This window comes from Cohaesibacter sp. CAU 1516, assembly GCF_005771485.1.
GTDB lineage: Bacteria > Pseudomonadota > Alphaproteobacteria > Rhizobiales > Cohaesibacteraceae > Cohaesibacter > Cohaesibacter intestini.
In genome coordinates, this window is sequence record NZ_VANT01000003.1 from 64,958 (window position 1) to 81,372 (window position 16,415).

14 protein-coding genes are annotated in these 16,415 nt (G+C 56.2%); 11 read left to right on the forward strand and 3 right to left on the reverse strand.

Going from position 1 to position 16,415, the window contains the following annotated elements; genetic code table 11:
* The first annotated feature begins 6 nt into the window (after positions 1-6).
* The 7 genes from FDK21_RS10005 to phoB all read left to right on the forward strand — a co-directional run bounded on the left by FDK21_RS10005 (position 7) and on the right by phoB (position 8,264).
* Positions 7-1,347: an ATP-binding protein gene (locus FDK21_RS10005; protein WP_138148408.1), complete on the forward strand. Its 1,341-nt coding sequence runs from the start codon at positions 7-9 to the stop codon at positions 1,345-1,347.
* A gap of 244 nt (positions 1,348-1,591) precedes the next feature.
* Complete coding sequence (locus tag FDK21_RS10010; protein ID WP_138148409.1) at positions 1,592-2,632, forward strand: substrate-binding domain-containing protein; 1,041 nt, start codon at positions 1,592-1,594, stop codon at positions 2,630-2,632.
* Positions 2,633-2,895: 263 nt separating this feature from the next.
* On the forward strand, positions 2,896-4,446 hold the full coding sequence (pstC, locus tag FDK21_RS10015) for a phosphate ABC transporter permease subunit PstC (RefSeq protein ID WP_138148410.1): 1,551 nt from the start codon (positions 2,896-2,898) through the stop codon (positions 4,444-4,446).
* Complete coding sequence (gene pstA / locus FDK21_RS10020) at positions 4,446-5,768, forward strand: phosphate ABC transporter permease PstA (RefSeq protein ID WP_138148411.1); 1,323 nt, start codon at positions 4,446-4,448, stop codon at positions 5,766-5,768. The genes pstC and pstA overlap by 1 nt, the downstream gene beginning before the upstream one ends.
* A gap of 104 nt (positions 5,769-5,872) precedes the next feature.
* The gene (gene pstB, locus FDK21_RS10025) at positions 5,873-6,676 is read left to right on the forward strand and encodes a phosphate ABC transporter ATP-binding protein PstB (RefSeq protein ID WP_114007594.1); all 804 of its coding nucleotides are present in this window, start codon (positions 5,873-5,875) and stop codon (positions 6,674-6,676) included.
* A 76-nt stretch (positions 6,677-6,752) separates the two neighbouring features.
* Positions 6,753-7,424, forward strand: a complete 672-nt coding sequence (phoU, locus tag FDK21_RS10030; protein WP_114007595.1) for a phosphate signaling complex protein PhoU — start codon at positions 6,753-6,755, stop codon at positions 7,422-7,424.
* Positions 7,425-7,565: 141 nt separating this feature from the next.
* Positions 7,566-8,264 carry a phosphate regulon transcriptional regulator PhoB gene (phoB, locus tag FDK21_RS10035; protein ID WP_138148412.1) on the forward strand — a complete coding sequence of 233 codons (699 nt, stop codon included), beginning with the start codon at positions 7,566-7,568 and terminating at the stop codon, positions 8,262-8,264.
* An 82-nt stretch (positions 8,265-8,346) separates the two neighbouring features.
* On the opposite strand, the gene FDK21_RS10040 is transcribed toward phoB, so the two are convergent.
* On the reverse strand, positions 8,347-9,828 hold the full coding sequence (locus FDK21_RS10040; RefSeq protein WP_138148413.1) for a L,D-transpeptidase family protein: 1,482 nt from the start codon (positions 9,826-9,828) through the stop codon (positions 8,347-8,349).
* An 827-nt stretch (positions 9,829-10,655) separates the two neighbouring features.
* Between FDK21_RS10040 and dapD the strand changes: the two genes are divergently transcribed.
* The 4 genes from dapD (at position 10,656) to FDK21_RS10060 (ending at position 14,647) form a co-directional block, all read left to right on the forward strand.
* Positions 10,656-11,510: a 2,3,4,5-tetrahydropyridine-2,6-dicarboxylate N-succinyltransferase gene (gene dapD, locus FDK21_RS10045; protein ID WP_114007597.1), complete on the forward strand. Its 855-nt coding sequence runs from the start codon at positions 10,656-10,658 to the stop codon at positions 11,508-11,510.
* Between the two features lie 310 nt (positions 11,511-11,820).
* The gene (locus FDK21_RS10050; RefSeq protein WP_171022021.1) at positions 11,821-12,369 is read left to right on the forward strand and encodes a DUF805 domain-containing protein; all 549 of its coding nucleotides are present in this window, start codon (positions 11,821-11,823) and stop codon (positions 12,367-12,369) included.
* A gap of 374 nt (positions 12,370-12,743) precedes the next feature.
* On the forward strand, positions 12,744-13,937 hold the full coding sequence (dapE, locus tag FDK21_RS10055; RefSeq protein ID WP_246657546.1) for a succinyl-diaminopimelate desuccinylase: 1,194 nt from the start codon (positions 12,744-12,746) through the stop codon (positions 13,935-13,937).
* Positions 13,938-14,071: 134 nt separating this feature from the next.
* Positions 14,072-14,647, forward strand: coding sequence for a hypothetical protein (locus FDK21_RS10060; protein WP_138148415.1), 576 nt, complete (start codon positions 14,072-14,074; stop codon positions 14,645-14,647).
* On the opposite strand, the gene truA is transcribed toward FDK21_RS10060, so the two are convergent.
* Together truA and fmt are read right to left on the reverse strand one after the other, a co-directional pair.
* Positions 14,644-15,438, reverse strand: a complete 795-nt coding sequence (truA, locus tag FDK21_RS10065; RefSeq protein WP_138148416.1) for a tRNA pseudouridine(38-40) synthase TruA — start codon at positions 15,436-15,438, stop codon at positions 14,644-14,646. The two genes, FDK21_RS10060 and truA, sit on opposite strands and share 4 nt — an antisense overlap.
* 1 nt (position 15,439) lies before the next feature.
* The gene (gene fmt, locus FDK21_RS10070) at positions 15,440-16,366 is read right to left on the reverse strand and encodes a methionyl-tRNA formyltransferase (RefSeq protein WP_138148620.1); all 927 of its coding nucleotides are present in this window, start codon (positions 16,364-16,366) and stop codon (positions 15,440-15,442) included.
* Between the last annotated feature and the right edge of the window lie 49 nt (positions 16,367-16,415).

The window sequence follows — 16,415 nt, forward strand, 5'->3', positions numbered from 1 at the left end:
ACGAGAATGACCCCTGAGAAAAGAAGACTGGCGCCGGATGATGCTGCCGCCAATGGCTATATTCTGGATAGCGGTCCCCTGAACCGGTTGGCGCACGCTCGCTGGACCTTGGTGGTTGCGGCCATAGGCCTGTTGTGGCTGCATCTTCAGGACCAGATCCAGCTTCTCCATGTCGCGCTTGTCATGGGCGCTGTGGTCTTGGCGACCATGATCCTGCCGCGCCGCCCCAAGGTGACGAGGCTAAAGGTGCGAGCCGAAGCACGCCGCCTGACCATGATGCCGGACATTCACATGCGCAAGCTGGCGGCTGCACTGCCGGACCCTTGCTTCATTCTTGACCGGCGCGGCATCGTGCGGTTCACCAATCAGGCTGGCTCGACCATCTTCGGCAATGTTAAGGAAGGGGACCCCCTATCCTTTCGCATCCGCCAGCCGGACATGCTGGCGGCGCTGGATCATGTGCTGGATGGCGGGCAGATGCAGAAGGTGGAATATTCCCTTAAAGACCATAGCGAGCGGCTTTACGAGGCTTGGGTGACGCCGATCCATCTGTCCGGCGACCAGCCAGCCGGGGAAAGCCCGGACTTTATCTTGATGTTGCTGCATGATCAGACCGAGCAGAAGAATATCGAGCGGATGCGGGCCGACTTCGTGGCCAATGCCAGCCATGAATTGCGCACGCCTTTGGCGTCTGTCATTGGCTTCATCGAAACCTTGCAAGGGCCTGCCAGTGGCGACAAGGTGGCAACCGAGCGCTTTCTGGGCATCATGCTCGATCAGGCTGAACGGATGTCACGGCTGATCTCGGATCTGTTGTCCCTGTCGCGGATTGAAATGAAAGCCCATGTTCAGCCGGACACGCGGGTGGATCTGAGCAAAATCGTGCGCCATGTGGCCGACGCCCTGACCCCGCTCTCCAAGGAATATGATGTTGCCATCACCCCCTGTGACTGTTCGGTTAGCCGCTGGGTGTCAGGGGACCGGGACGAGCTGGTTCAGGTGTTTGAGAATCTGGTCTCGAACGCCCTCAAATATGGTCAGAGCGGCAAGCGCGTTGAAATTCTCTGCGACCTTCTGGATGATCCAGCCGACGGGAAATCCTATTATTCGGTGAAAATCAGAGACTTCGGCCCCGGAATCCCGGCAGAGCATTTGCCGCGCCTGACCGAGCGTTTCTACCGCATTGATGTTGCCTCATCGCGTGAGCAAAAGGGCACTGGTCTGGGGTTGGCGATCGTCAAACATATTTTGACTCGCCATCGTGGCAAGTTGTTGATTGAGAGCAAGGCAGGGGAAGGTGCGACCTTTGACGTGCGACTCCCTGTCACAGAGATCGACACTTTGTGACAAGAAAATGACTATACAAAAAATTCTCCAACAAATACAGACTCTTAAATTGTCATAATACTGAAATATAAGTGTCATATACCCATCACATCCGAGCGATAGGGTCCGCCTGTCTCGAGCGATTGACGGCTTTTGCGAGCGCACATTTCGTGCCCGATGCCAAGACGCCCGTACCTATCAAGAACGGTCATGTTGGGTCATAGAAGACCTGTCCGTTCAAAAAACTGACTTATGGAGAGGTCACGTGAAATTTGCTTCTTTTGCTAGTGTAGCTGCTCTTGCTGCAACCACCATTCTCGCCGGCACCGCTGCTCAGGCCCGCGATCAGGTTCAGGTTGCCGGTTCTTCCACCGTTCTTCCTTACGCAACCATCGTTGCTGAATCTTTCGGTGAAAACTACCCAGACTTCAAAACCCCAATCGTTGAATCTGGTGGCTCTTCCGCTGGCCTGAAAGAATTCTGTAAAGGCACCGGCCCAGAGACCATCGACGTTGCCAACGCTTCGCGCAAAATCAAAGATTCCGAAGTCAAGTCTTGCGGCGAAAATGGCGTCAAGGAAATCGTTGAAGTCAAAATCGGTTATGACGGCATTGTCTTCGCTTCTGACATCAATGGCGCTGACTTTGCATTCGAACCAATCCACTGGTTCAACGCTCTGGCACCAAAAACCGTTGTTGACGGCAAGCTGGTTGACAACCCGAACACCAAATGGTCCGAAATCGACGCTTCCTTCCCAGAGTGGGAAATCGCTGCTTACATCCCTGGTGAAAAGCACGGTACCCGTGAAGTGTTCGAAACCAAGGTTCTCGAAGCTGGCTGTAAAGCCGCTGGCGCTTTCGATCTGTACATGGCTTCCGGCCTGGACAAAAAAGCAGCTGCCAAAGAGTGCTTCAAGGTTCGTAAAGACGGCAAGTCTGTCGACATTGACGGCGACTATACCGAAACCCTTGCTCGCATCGACTCCAACAAAACCGGCATCGGCGTCTTCGGTCTTGCTTTCTACGAAAACAACACCGACAAGCTGAAAGTTGCCACCATGTCCGGTATTGCTCCAAACGCTGCCGTGATCGCTGATGGTACCTATCCTGTGTCCCGTCCTCTGTTCTTCTATGTCAAGAAAGCGCATCTGGGCGTCATTCCTGGCCTGAAAGAGTATGTTGACTTCTTCATGTCCGACGACATGACCGGTGAAGGTTCTCCGACCGCTGAATATGGTCTGGTTCCTGCTCCTGCTTCCGAGCGTGATGCGATCCACGCTGCAATCAAAGAAGGCAAAACCCTCTAAGGGTTGCCGTCTGGCCATGCGCGCGATGCGCGCATGGCTTTTTTTGTACCCAGATTTCAGCCGCTTCTTGCCATTCGGCTGAGCCTCCTGACAGGCTCTGGTAATCGACACCATGCCCGCCGTCAGGAACCTTCATTGAGGCGTTTTCCGGCCTTGGCCTGACATTCGTTGCGCGAGGGCAACCGCGAAACAGATGGGGCAGACCGGAGAAATCTCAGAGTTGAAACTGCGTCACTAACGCATTGTTCAAGGGACAGGTCGCTATGAGCCCGCTTTGGCTTCTGGCTGCTATTTTTGTTTTCGCACTGGTGGGATCCTTTCTCGGGCGCAGCCGCGCCATAGCCAGCGTCAACGGAAATGTGTCAGCTCTCCATTCACGACCCGGATATTACGGTTCCTACGTTCTAATCTGGACTGCACTCCCAGCTATCGTTTTCATGGTGGCTGTGATGATTGCTCAGCCGATTGTCAACAATTCCGTGGTCGATACCGAATTGCGGACAGGCTACCTGCAGGCCTGTTCCCATGCAATGGGCGGCATCGAAGGGGAACAGGACGCAGACCAGCCGAAAATCTGCTCTGACAAGGATGAGTATGAAGCCCACGACACCCGTCGGGCTCTGATGTTTGGCGTCGTCAGCAATGTCGCCGATGGCCTGACCTACCTGTCCGAACACGAACGGATCCAGCTGCGCAGTGGCCTGATTGCAGTGCGGCCAACCCTTGCAAAATATGGCGTCGCACTTGCAGAGAATGTCAACAAGACCGTTGTTCACACCGCCTATCGGTTGAATGAGGTCAAACAATTGACCAGCTATGTGATGTATGGCGGCATTGCGCTGTTGCTGTTTCTTGGTCTGTTTCTGTCCTATCGTCGCATCCAGCCAGCCTTGCGGGCCCGCAATCTGGTCGAAGCCAATGTCAAGGTTGCCCTGATCCTGGCCTCATCGATTGCCATCCTTACCACGGTCGGCATCGTCTTCTCGATGCTGTTCGAGGCAATCCACTTCTTTGGCCATGTCAATCCGCTGGACTTCTTCTTCGGCACCTCTTGGGACCCTCGTTTCTCGTCAGTTGGCCGTCAGGTCGATTCAGAAGGCGGCACCTTTGGCCTCATTCCGCTGCTTTGGGGTACGCTTTATATTTCGATGGTCGCCCTACTGGTGGCTGTGCCAATCGGTCTGTTCGCCGCCATCTACATGGCGGAATATGCCACCAAGCGGGTGCGGGCTACTGCCAAGCCTCTGCTGGAAATTCTGGCCGGTATCCCAACCATCGTTTACGGTTTCTTCGCTCTCGTGACGATAGGCCCATTCTTCCGCGATGCGGGTGCTTCGATCGGCCTGACCATCTCGGCCAACTCGGTGCTGACAGCCGGTTTCGTGATGGGTATCATGCTGATCCCGTTCATCTCGTCCCTGTCGGACGACATCATCACCGCGGTGCCGCAGTCGCTGCGTGATGGATCGCTCGGTCTGGGCGCCACCCGATCGGAAACCATCAAGCGGGTGATCTTGCCTGCGGCCCTGCCGGGCATTGTCGGCTCGATCCTTCTGGCCGCCTCACGCGCCATCGGCGAGACGATGATCGTGGTGATGGCTGCGGGTATTGCCGCCAACCTGACCGCCAATCCGTTCGAAGCCGTGACCACGGTGACAGTAAAGATTGTCAGCCAGTTGACCGGTGACCTTGAATTCACCTCGCCGCAGACCCTTGTTGCCTTCGCTCTGGGGATCACCCTGTTCTGTATCACGCTAGGGCTCAACGTCTTTGCCTTGCACATCGTGCGCAAATATCGGGAGCAGTATGACTGATGACTGATACCACACCAAATCAAGTCGACTCGGTTGTTGAAAATGCCCATCGCGAGGTCGGTCTCAAGAAACGCTACGCGTCGGAAACGCGCTTCCGTCTGGGCGGGGTTGCAGCGATCGCAATGGGCATCCTGTTTCTGATCATCCTGTTCTGGTCGATCGTCTCAAAGGGCTATACCGCCTTTGAACAGACCCAGGTCCGTCTCGATCTTTATCTTGACGAGCAGGTTATCGACCCGTCGGGCAACCGATCCCGCAGTGAATTGCAGCGGGCCATTCGCTACAACAAGATTATTGAGCCGGCCTTTTATCGCGCTCTGGGCATTGATCCCAAGGACAAGACCAAGCGCAAGGAAATGCGGGAAGCCAAAAAGCTGATTTCCCGCGGTGCCGCCATTGAAATCCGTGACATGGTTCTCAACGATCCTTCGCTGATTGGCAGCCGGAAAACCATGTGGCTTTTGGCCGACGGGGATGTCGACAGCTTCGTCAAGGGACAGATTTCCCGCGACATTCCTGAAAGCCGTCGCCAAATCAGCGACCAGCAAATTGGCTGGATCGACGATCTGCGCGAACGGGGCATCATGGACAAGAAGTTCAATACCGGCCTCTTCACCTTCGGTGCTTCGTCCCGTGCCGAGACGGCCGGTATCGGGGTTGCGGTTGTCGGGTCAATCTTCATGATGATCACCGTTCTGGTTCTGGCTCTGCCAATCGGGGTGGCTGCATCGATCTATCTGGAAGAGTTTGCACCCAAAAATCGCTGGACCGACCTGATCGAGGTCAACATCAACAACCTTGCTGCGGTGCCTTCCATCGTGTTTGGCCTGTTGGGTCTGGCCGTCTTCATCAACTTTGCCGGTCTGCCACGGTCCGCATCGATTGTCGGCGGTCTCGTTTTGACGCTGATGACCCTGCCAACCATCATCATCGCTACCCGCTCTGCCTTGAAGGCGGTTCCACCGTCCATCCGGGAAGCGGCCCTCGGGGTTGGTGCATCCAAGACACAAGCCATTTTCCACCATGTGCTGCCCCTTGCCTCTCCGGGCATTCTAACCGGCACCATCATTGGTCTGGCTCAGGCCCTTGGGGAAACCGCACCGTTGCTGATGATCGGCATGGTGGCGTTCGTCAAGGATTTTCCAGTCAATCCGTTTGATCCGGCGACCGCCCTTCCGGTCCAGATTTACATGTGGGCCGGTGCAGCGGAACGCGCCTTTGTCGAGCGCACCTCGGCTGCCATCATGATCCTTCTGGGCTTCCTCGCCCTGATGAATATTTCTGCGGTGCTTCTGCGTCGCCGCTTCGAGCGTCGCTGGTAGTCAGCGACGCCGTGAACCAACGTTATTCCCGCGCTCGCCGATGACCACAGGTCAATCGAGTTCAGAACAAGCGAGCCCCGAACAGGATAGTGAAAGCATTGACCATGCAGGATACCAACCCGAATATTCAGAACGCCTCCGCGCGTGCGAAGCCGATCAAGATGTCCGGCGAGAAAGTCACCGTCCATTATGGTGAGAAGCAGGCTCTGTTCGATGTCGATCTGAAGATCGAAGAAAATCAGGTCACCGCACTGATCGGCCCGTCCGGCTGTGGCAAGTCGACTTTCCTGCGTTGCCTGAACCGGATGAATGACACGATCGACATTTGTCGCGTCGGCGGCGCCATCAAGCTTGGCGACAGTGACATTTACGACCCAAAGGTGGATGTGGTCGAGCTGCGTGCCCGCGTTGGCATGGTGTTCCAGAAGCCCAACCCATTCCCCAAGAGCATCTTCGAGAATGTGGCCTATGGCCCGCGCATTCACGGTCTTTGCCGCAACAAGGCCGAGATGGAAGAGGTTGTTGTCTCTTCCTTGCAGAAGGCCGGTCTGTTTGAAGAAATCAAGGACCGCCTTGATGAGCCAGGCACCGGCCTGTCCGGTGGGCAGCAACAGCGCCTGTGCATTGCGCGCGCCATCGCGGTCAGCCCGGAAGTCATCCTGATGGATGAGCCCTGCTCGGCCCTTGACCCGATCGCCACGGCAAAGGTTGAGGAGCTGATTGACGAATTGCGCGAGAATTACACCATCGTCATCGTGACCCACTCCATGCAGCAGGCTGCCCGTGTGTCTCAGCGCACCGCTTTCTTCCATCTTGGCAATCTCGTCGAGGAAGGCCAAACCGATATGATCTTTACCAACCCGAAAGATCAGCGGACGCAGGACTATATCACCGGCCGCTTCGGCTAAGCTTTTTGACTTCGCGGCAGGCTGGAATCAGCACATTCTGGCCGCCAAATGAGCGACTATCAGGGGAATACCAAGAATGTCTGATCATATTGTCTCGTCCTATGATGACGACCTGCGCGAGCTGACCGGCCGCATTGCCGAAATGGGTGGCCATGCAGAGCGCATGGTGGAAGAAGCTGTTAGTTCTCTGGTCCGCATGGACATGAGTGCGGCCCATGCAACGGTCGCAAAGGATGCGCTCATCAACAAGCTGGATCAGGAAATCGAAGAGAAAGCCGTTCTCACCATCGCCCGTCGCCAACCAATGGCGAAGGATTTGCGTGAGATTGTGGCAGCCCTGCGCATTTCCATCGATCTGGAGCGCGTTGCCGATCTGGGCAAGAATATTGCCCGCAACGCCTTGGCTCTGGAAGGCCGCAGCCATCCAAAGCAGTTGATGCACGGCATCGAGCATATGGCCGAGATCACCCTTGACCAGCTGCGCCGGACGCTGGATGCCTATACCGCCCACGACGAGAATGTGGCATTGGCCGTGGTCCAGAAGGACCGTGAAGTGGATGCCCTGTACAATTCGTTGTTCCGTGAGTTCCTCACTTACATGATGGAAGATCCACGCAACATCACCGTTTGCACCAACCTGCTGTTTGCTGCCAAACATCTCGAACGCGTCGGAGATCATGCAACCAACATCGCTGAAACGATCTATTATGTGAAAACCGGGCATACGATGGATGATCGTCCCCTGTGATGCTCAAGGAGCCGTCTGGTCTCCTGACATCGTCCATCAAAAACGGGCATGACGTCGTCTTGGATGTCGTGCCAACTTGAAGGTATGATCCGATTTTTTGCCCCTGCAGGCACGGATCTTCGGAATGTGGAACATTTGGCTATGAGCCCCAAAGTAATGATCGTGGAGGATGAAGAAGCCCTTAGCCTTCTTCTGCGTTACAATCTGGAAGCCGAAGGCTATCAGGTAGAGGTTATTGCCCGCGGTGATGAAGCGGAGAGCAGGTTGCAGGAAACCCTTCCAGACCTGTTGCTTCTGGATTGGATGCTGCCGGGACTGTCTGGCATCGAATTGTGCAGGCGCTTGCGTGCGAAACCGAAAACCCTCAAGCTCCCCGTCATCATGCTGACGGCGCGGGGCGAGGAATCCGAGCGCATTCGCGGACTTTCCACCGGTGCTGATGATTATGTGGTCAAGCCCTTCTCCGTACCAGAGCTGATGGCCCGTGTGCGGGCAATCCTGCGCCGGGCCAGCCCGGATCTGGTCGCAACCATCCTTAAGGCCGGAGATTTGGAGCTAAACCGGGAGACCCATCGCGTCAAACGCGCCAATCGCGAGGTCAATCTGGGCCCGACCGAATATCGTCTGCTGGAATTTCTGATGCAGAATCCGGGCCGTGTCTATTCCCGCGAACAGCTGCTCGATGGGGTCTGGGGCCATGATGTCTATGTCGACGAGCGGACCGTAGATGTCCATGTGGGGCGCCTGCGCAAAACCATCAATCGGGGCCGGGTGAAAGATCCCATCCGCACCGTGCGTGGCTCAGGCTATAGCTTCGACGACCAGTTCTCTGTCGAGTGATCCCGCACCGACCCTACCATAAGAAAAAAGCCCGGATCTTTTGCAAGGTCCGGGCTTTTTTGATTGTCAAATGGTCGCGCCTCTAGTTGCTGGCGACCTGCGCACTATTGCGCTTCTTGAACAGGCGGAAGATGCCGCGGCTCTTTGGCTTTTTTACTGTTGCGACCGAGCGCTTGGGCTTGGTGATTTTTCTCACCACGCGCTGTTTCTTGACCTTGGCCGGCGTCTTCTTGGCATATTTCGGCAAGGAGGGTTTGGTCAACACAATGAAATCCGTGCCTTGTGGCGTGGTTTCGCGGCTGAAGCCTCGATCGGATATGGTGAGCGATGCACCATTGCCAATCAGGTGATTAACCTGCGCGCGGACATGATCAGGAATGATGACACGATCGAGAATGTCTGTGGACGCCACGATCCCATCATCGGCGCCCGGATCAGTCACCCCATAGCGGTCTTGCAGCCTGGCTGTCAGCATGTCACCAAGAGCCAGCGCCCGCCAATCAAGCTTACCCTCTTCTTCACGCGAAAGCGACGCGGTGAAGAGGTGAGCGCCGAGCACTTGCTCAGGATTGCGGATCTGGATCGGAGCATCGAACAGGGGCTTGAAATTGTGACGCACAAAGAGGTGGCCAGTCGGCACTGCGCCCTTGCCTGCTGCCTGATACAATTGCGCCAGCAGGGTCTGATCGATCTTGGTGGAGATTGAAGACTGGCGGCTTTCGATGCTGTCTTTCTTGGAGGCGACAAAAGCGTTGACAGCACTCAGTGTCATTTTGCCCACAAGGCCATCGGGCGCGCCCGCATCAAAGCCCAGTTTGTTCAGCAAGGTCTGGACTTCATGGACCAGATTGCCTTTGGCCTGACGGGTGATGAAAATACGCAAGGGCTTGTCGCTCTGGCGGATTTCAGCAAACCGGTTGAGGCGCTTGGCCATTTGATGGGCCAACGGATCAAGCGGTGGCTTGTCGGACAGGAGGGCAACCTTGCCAAAGGTCTTGCTGGCCTGCCGTTCGACTGCCTGTACGGACGACAGTTTGTCGAAAGAGGTCATTTCCTCTGGCTGGAACAGCGCCGGATGGGCAATCAGTTCCGGTGCAGCATCACGATTGGCAATCACCACATGGGCGCCACGCTCGGTGAGGCTGAAAAGCTTTTTGGCAAAGCCGTTGGGCAACCGGATGCAGCCATGGGACGCCGGATAGCTCGGCACAGAATTGGATTCATGCAAGGCAATGCCAGACCATGTCAGGCGCTGCATGTAAGGCATCGGCGCGCTGTTATAGAGGTTGGAGAAATGGCGGCGACGCTTTTCCAGAATGGAATAGATGCCGGTCGGGGTGGTGTGGCCGCGCTTGCCGGTCGAAACACGCGAGGTCGCAATTTCCTCACCGCCCTTGAAGACCCGCAGACGCTGATCCTTGCGCGAGACAATGATCTGCACAGGCGCGTCCAACGTAGGATCCAGATGTTTTTCAGCCTTGCTGGAAACAGGCAGTTGCGAGACAGGCGTGCCAGCCGCAGCTCCGACAGCGGTGCTGGACAGAAGCACGGTAACAGTGAGCATCAGCTTGCTCGGCGCTTTCCCTTGGTGAACCAATTCTTTTCCCTCATTCGATCGGAAACCACCCCATCCTTGGTCAAACGTTCCATACGTCAGGCCCGGATTTTCCGGCTGGCTTCAATTCAACATTCGGGCCGAAGGATGATCCTGAGAACCACCCACGCCGGCAGCAATACACATTCGAGAATATCGTATCAGTATATCTGTCTATATTGGTCAGACAAGAATATTTTCCTCAGGAGAGGCGTTTTCACCCAGCGCGGTGCCAACCGGAAAAAGCGCTCTATTCTGCCATTTCCCCATCCCCATCGGAGTCTGTCTCACGCAAAGTTGATCGCCTTACCCAAACGTCAAAAAGGTGACAACCCTGCAAAGAGAAGCAAAACTTAACTTTTCTTAACGTTTTGCGCAAGAATACTTTAGCGACACTCCCTAAACCAAATAGATACGCCATATTTTTAAACAATCTATTTAAGCGCAGGAAATTTCGACTCTCGCACTTGTGTTTGCCGGGAACTTTATCTGTCCATAACCTCGAAATGCCCCTGATTGCCCCGACTTTATATTGACACCGCTACTAGGGTGCTTATGGTTTGGCCGAATACTCGTGCAAGAGGGTGTGTGCGGGTGATTGAAGCATGTGCCATATCCAATCTTGACTGGCCCAGAGATGGATGTTGTACAGAGACAGTTTCCGTCTTTGCAATGACCGAGCCATCTCGCTTGGTGCAAGAAACGGAAGACAGATTGCGCCGTTCCCCGCACCGGCTCACCGTGGCTTTGTCACCGGAACCGGGCAGGACGTGCACTTGAGAAAAAGGCAAAAAGACATGACGCAGGTTGACTTGGCTTCCCTTCAAACAATGATCGACGACGCGTTCGAGAAACGCGACAGCATCACCAACACCACCAATGGTGACATTCGCGGCGCGGTCGAAAAGGCGCTGACCTTGCTGGATAGTGGTCAGGCGCGCGTGGCTGAAAAAGGCGCTGATGGCAATTGGGTGGTCAATCAGTGGCTGAAGAAAGCCGTGTTGCTGTCTTTCCGCCTCAACCCGATGGAAATCATCAAGGGTGGTCCGGGCGATGCAACCTGGTGGGACAAGGTGCCTTCCAAGTTTGACGGCTGGAGCGGTCTTGATTTCGAGAAAGCCGGTTTCCGTGCCGTGCCAAACTGTATCGTGCGCCGCTCTGCCCATATCGGCAAGGGTGTGGTGCTGATGCCATCTTTCGTCAATCTGGGGGCCTTTGTTGGTGAAGGCACCATGGTCGACACCTGGGCAACTGTTGGCTCCTGTGCCCAGATCGGCAAAAATGTGCATATTTCCGGCGGCGCTGGTATTGGCGGCGTGCTGGAACCCTTGCAGGCCGGTCCGGTGATCATCGAAGACAATTGCTTCATCGGTGCGCGCGCCGAGGTTGCCGAAGGCGTCATTGTCCGTGAGGGCTCAGTGCTGTCGATGGGTGTCTATCTTGGTGCCTCCACCAAGATCGTCGATCGCAATACCGGTGAAATCTTCATGGGTGAAGTACCGCCTTATTCCGTGGTTGTCTCCGGTGCCATGCCAGGCAAGCCGCTGCCAGACGGGTCTGCTGGTCCGAGCCTTTACTGCGCGGTCATCGTCAAACGTGTCGACGAGCGCACCCGTTCCAAAACCTCGATCAACGAGCTGCTGCGCGATTGATCCCCTAAAGATCTTTGACATTCTCGAACCCCGCACTGTTCCAGTTGCGGGGTTTTTGTTTGTCTTATCCCCAAGGGCGCTTGCCCCAGAGTGCATTCGGAGCGCCAGATGAGATCGTCGCTCCCCTGACCGGTGGGCTAGAGAATGAAAATGGTGATGACGGTTAAGAAAGTCCCCCTTTTGGGGACAAATGGCGTTATCCTTTCAAACATCCAAATGTGCATACCTTCAGCACACCACCTGTAAGATGTCACGGTCACCTCACACGGGCCGAAGCCCCCCGAGGTGTCCGGATGGATTGGATCATGCTATGACCTTCGAACAGCTGCTGTTTGACAGCCGGGGCACAATCAATCGCCAGCAATTCTGGCTGGCCCATCTGTGGCTCTTTCCGCTGGAGATTGCGGCGGCCTTTTTGTTCCGTGTGCATGAAAACTATCTCTGTGCGATGGATCCCACCACGACCCTCGGTCAGGTCTATTATGGGGCACTGGCCGTGATGGCGGCGACCTTCTTTTTCATGTGGTACTGTGTCGTCATCAAGCGGTTGCGGGCGCGCGGTCGGGGGCATCTGAGCTTTTTTGCCTATGCCCTGCCGATCCTTGCGACGCTGAGTGCTTTGGCCCCCCATTATCCCTTGTCCTGTTCTATACCCATTGAGGGGCGGATTGGGTATCTGGCACTGATCCTGCCCTTCTGGCTGATCTATTTCATCGATCTGGGCCTTTTGAAAAGCAAACTGTCCACAAAGGATCCCGCTCCTGACGAAGAAGCAACACAAGAGGATCAGGTGCATCGCAAGACGGATGCGAGCGCAACCTCCGACAATTCTGCCAATTTCCCGGTTGCGGGAAAATAACCAGTCGGGTCAGCATGTTTGCATTGCTGCTTCCTGGATATTCGGGATTGAAGGCTGGGCGCGGCTTCACTATGGTAGCGCCCGCAGACTTCGATTTGCAACGTCGCAATCTTACGTCCCGCAAATCATCGATTTGTCGCCTGTTGCCAGATTTCTGTCGCAGACGGGCCCTAGACTGCGTGACACCGAGCAAATCGGTTCTCTGTGCCATGAAGCAATCCTGCGCATGTCCATTTGCCGATTTGCTGCCGTGATGCCCGTGCCGTTCGCCCCGCTTCCTGCGGATGAGCGGCTTGAGACTTTGTTGTGCACCCGATCCAGACCGGCCAAGCCTACCGAGGTGGCCGAACCGGTTGCCGGGATCCGTCCAGACCATGAAAGCAGCCTCTGTCATGACCAACGCCCCCACCGCATTGGAAGTCACCCGAAATCTTATTCAATGCCCCAGCGTCACTCCGAAAGAAGGTGGCGCGCTCGCCTATCTCGACACATTGCTGAGCCCCAAAGGCTTTGAAGTGCAGCGCCCCGTCTTCAGCCAGGACGGCACGCCGGACGTGGAAAATCTGTTTGCCAAGATTTCGGGCGGCGAAGGCCCGCATCTGATGTTTGCCGGACACACCGACGTGGTGCCAACGGGGGATGAAAGCCTTTGGACTTTGCCTCCCTTTGCCGGTGAGACTAAGGACGGCAAGCTCTATGGCCGCGGTGCGGTGGACATGAAGGGGGGCATCGGTGCCTTTGCCGCCGCTGCGCTGAAATTCATCGAACTGCATGGCCTGCCGCAGGGCAGCATCTCCTTTCTGATCACCGGCGATGAAGAAGGCCCGGCGCTCAACGGCACCATCAAGTTGCTCGAATGGGCCAAGGAACGTGGCGAGAGCTTCTCTGATGCCATCGTGGGCGAGCCGACCAACCCGGACGCTTTGGGGGATGCCATCAAGGTGGGTCGTCGTGGCAGCCAGTCAGGCACCCTGACGGTGACCGGCCAGCAGGGCCATGTGGCCTATCCACATCTGGCGCACAATCCGGTGCCGGTTCTGGCAGACATCGTTGCCCGTCTCAACCATGCCATCCTTGATCATGGGACGGATTATTTCCAGCCGACCAATCTGGAATTCATTTCCTTCGATGTCGGCAACGAGACCTGGAACCTCATTCCGAAATCAGCCAAAGCGCGTTTCAACTGCCGCTATAATGATGTCTGGAACCCTGAAAAGATCGCCGATTTTGTCCTCAGCCACGCCAAGGACATGCTGCCAAATGACAATTTCGACGTGACGCTGGATTTGCAGCCGGACATTTCGCAGGTCTTTCTGACCAAGTCGGAGAGCCTGATCAACAATTTCACCGCGTCGGTTGAGCGCATCACAGGCCGCACGCCGGATCATTCCACTGATGGCGGCACATCGGATGCCCGCTTCATCAAGAATTATTGCCCGGTCATCGAATTCGGTCTGGTCGGCCAAACGATGCACAAGATCGATGAGAATACCGACATCAAGGATCTGGAGACCCTGAGCGAAATCTATCTCGACTTCCTCGAGCATTATTTCGGCATCAAGGGATAAATCTCGTTGAAAGATCGATCGGAAAAGGGCTGGCATTGCTGGCCCTTTTTTGTTTCGACTTGCTTGTAAAGAACAGGGGCATTATGTCTCTGCCCATCGGCACCTTTCATCCGTGGTTATTCCAAAGAGGCCCCATGTCTTACATCCTTTATCATCTGGAACTGGCCTGGGCCTTTGTTCGCGGGCAGGATGACGCGCTGTATGGAATGGATGTGTCACGGCGCGGGCTATGGCTGTCCTTTCTGGCCATTGTGATCGTCGAGCCGATCCGCCTGCTTTATGCCTTCCTGTTTGGTCAGATGGACAATTTCTTGCTGTTCCGCGAGGGGGGATTGGGGCTGTATGGCTTGGAATTGCTGTTGGACTGGGGCATGGGTCCGCTGGTCTTTTTCGGCTTTTGTACGATCTTTGGCTTTCGCGACCGGCTGGTGCCGCTGATTGTCAGCATGAACTGGCTCGGCGTTGTGGTGCTGATGATCATTCTGTTGCCCGGCGCCTTTGCCTTGTTGAGCTTTGTGCCCGCGATCCTCGCATTGATGGTCTTGCTGGGCATTTATGGCTTCACGCTCTGGATTTCGTACCGGCTTTATCGCTTTGTGCTTGGTTGTCCACCTAGCATGGCAATTGGCCTTGCGGTGTTGATGCTGGTCTTGGCGCTATGGTCGATCATGGTGTTTGACCGCCTGACCGAAGCCCTGCCTGCCGCTTAGCCCTTGCTATGGCCGCGCCATGGGGCTTCGGGGATGACGAAATCGGCATCTTCCGGATAGTCGACTTGCGTTAGGTAAAGCCCGTCCGGAGGCGCAACAGGGCCGCAGGCGCGGCGGTCGCGGGCTTCCAAAATGTCACTGACCCATTCGACCGGCTTGCGGCGTGATCCGACCTCGGCCAGCGAGCCGACGATCGAGCGGATCTGGTTATGCAGGAACGAGCGTGACATGGCGTCCAGATAGACCCACTCGCCCTCGCGGGAAATGGTCAACTTCTCCATCGTCCGCCACGGGCTTTTGGCCTGACAGGCGGTGGCGCGGAAGGTGGTGAAATCGAAATGGCCAATCAGCCGATTGGCGCCTTCCTGCATCAGATCAACATCAATCGGATAGCTATATTGCCAAGCGCGGCCCATTTCAAAGGTCAGCGGTGCCCGACGATTGCAGATGCGATAGCGATAATAGCGGCGGGTGGCCATGAAGCGGCTATCGAAGGCATCCGTCACCTTTTCGATGCCCAGAATAGCGACGCCGGTTTCCTTCAAAAAGTGATTGAGCGCCTCGCGCACTTTCTGGCTATGCCAATCGCGCATCAGATCGAAATGGGCAATCTGCCCGGTGGCATGGACACCGGAATCCGTTCGCCCCGCACCAAACAGGGTGACCTGCTCGCGGGTGAATTTGAACAGGGATTGTTCGATCAGCCCCATCACGGTCGGCGCATTGTCCTGCCGCTGCCAACCGGCAAAGGGACGGCCATCATATTCAATCAGAAGCTTGTAGCGAGGCATCCTAGCCGATCACCTCACCGACTTTCAAATCTGCACCGCGCTGGAACTCGTCGGCCTTCATCGCGCCCTTGCCGGCCCGTTGCAGCTCGATGAGGCGAATGGCCCCTTCGCCGCATGCGACCGTCATGTCGTCGCCAAGCAAAGTGCCGGGGGCGCCTTGGCCATCGGCCAGCTCGGAGCGCAGGATTTTCACCCGCTGGGCCTTGCCACGAATGGTCATTTCGCACCACGCACCGGGGAATGGCGACAGACCACGGATCTTGTTGTGGATCTCGGATGCCGGGCTGGCAAAATCGATCCGCGCCTCGGCCTTGTCGATTTTCTTGGCGTAGGTGACGCCTTCCTCAGGCTGCGGCTGCGAGCCAAGGGAGCCACGGGACAGGGCCGCCAAGGCACGGACCATCAGGTCAGCACCAAGCACCATCATCCGGTCATGGAGGTCTTGGGCGGTCATGGTGTTCGTGATGGCAATGGTCTCGGACATGGCAATATCGCCGGTATCGAGCCCTTCATCCATGCGCATCACCTGCACACCGGTTTCAGCATCCCCTGCCATGATGGCCCGCTGGATGGGGGCCGCGCCGCGCCAACGAGGCAGCAGCGAGCCATGCAGATTGAGGCACCCCTCAACCGGTGCATCCAATATGGCTTTGGGCAGCAACAGGCCATAGGCGACAACCACCGCAACATCGGCATCAAGGGCGCGGAATTTTTCCTGCTCTTCTTCCGATTTCAGCGAGGTGGGGGTGAAAACCGGCAGGCCAAGCAAAGAAGCCTTTTCATGCACCGGCGTCTTGCGTTCATCCATGCCACGACCGGCGGGACGCGGCGGCTGGCTGTAAACCGCAACCACGTCGTGGCCCTGCCCGACAATTTCCATCAGGGTCGGAACCGCAAAATCCGGGGTTCCCATGAAGATGACACGCACCATGATTGATCCTTGCTTCTGGTCTTGGCGCCTTTCGCCCGGGGCGATG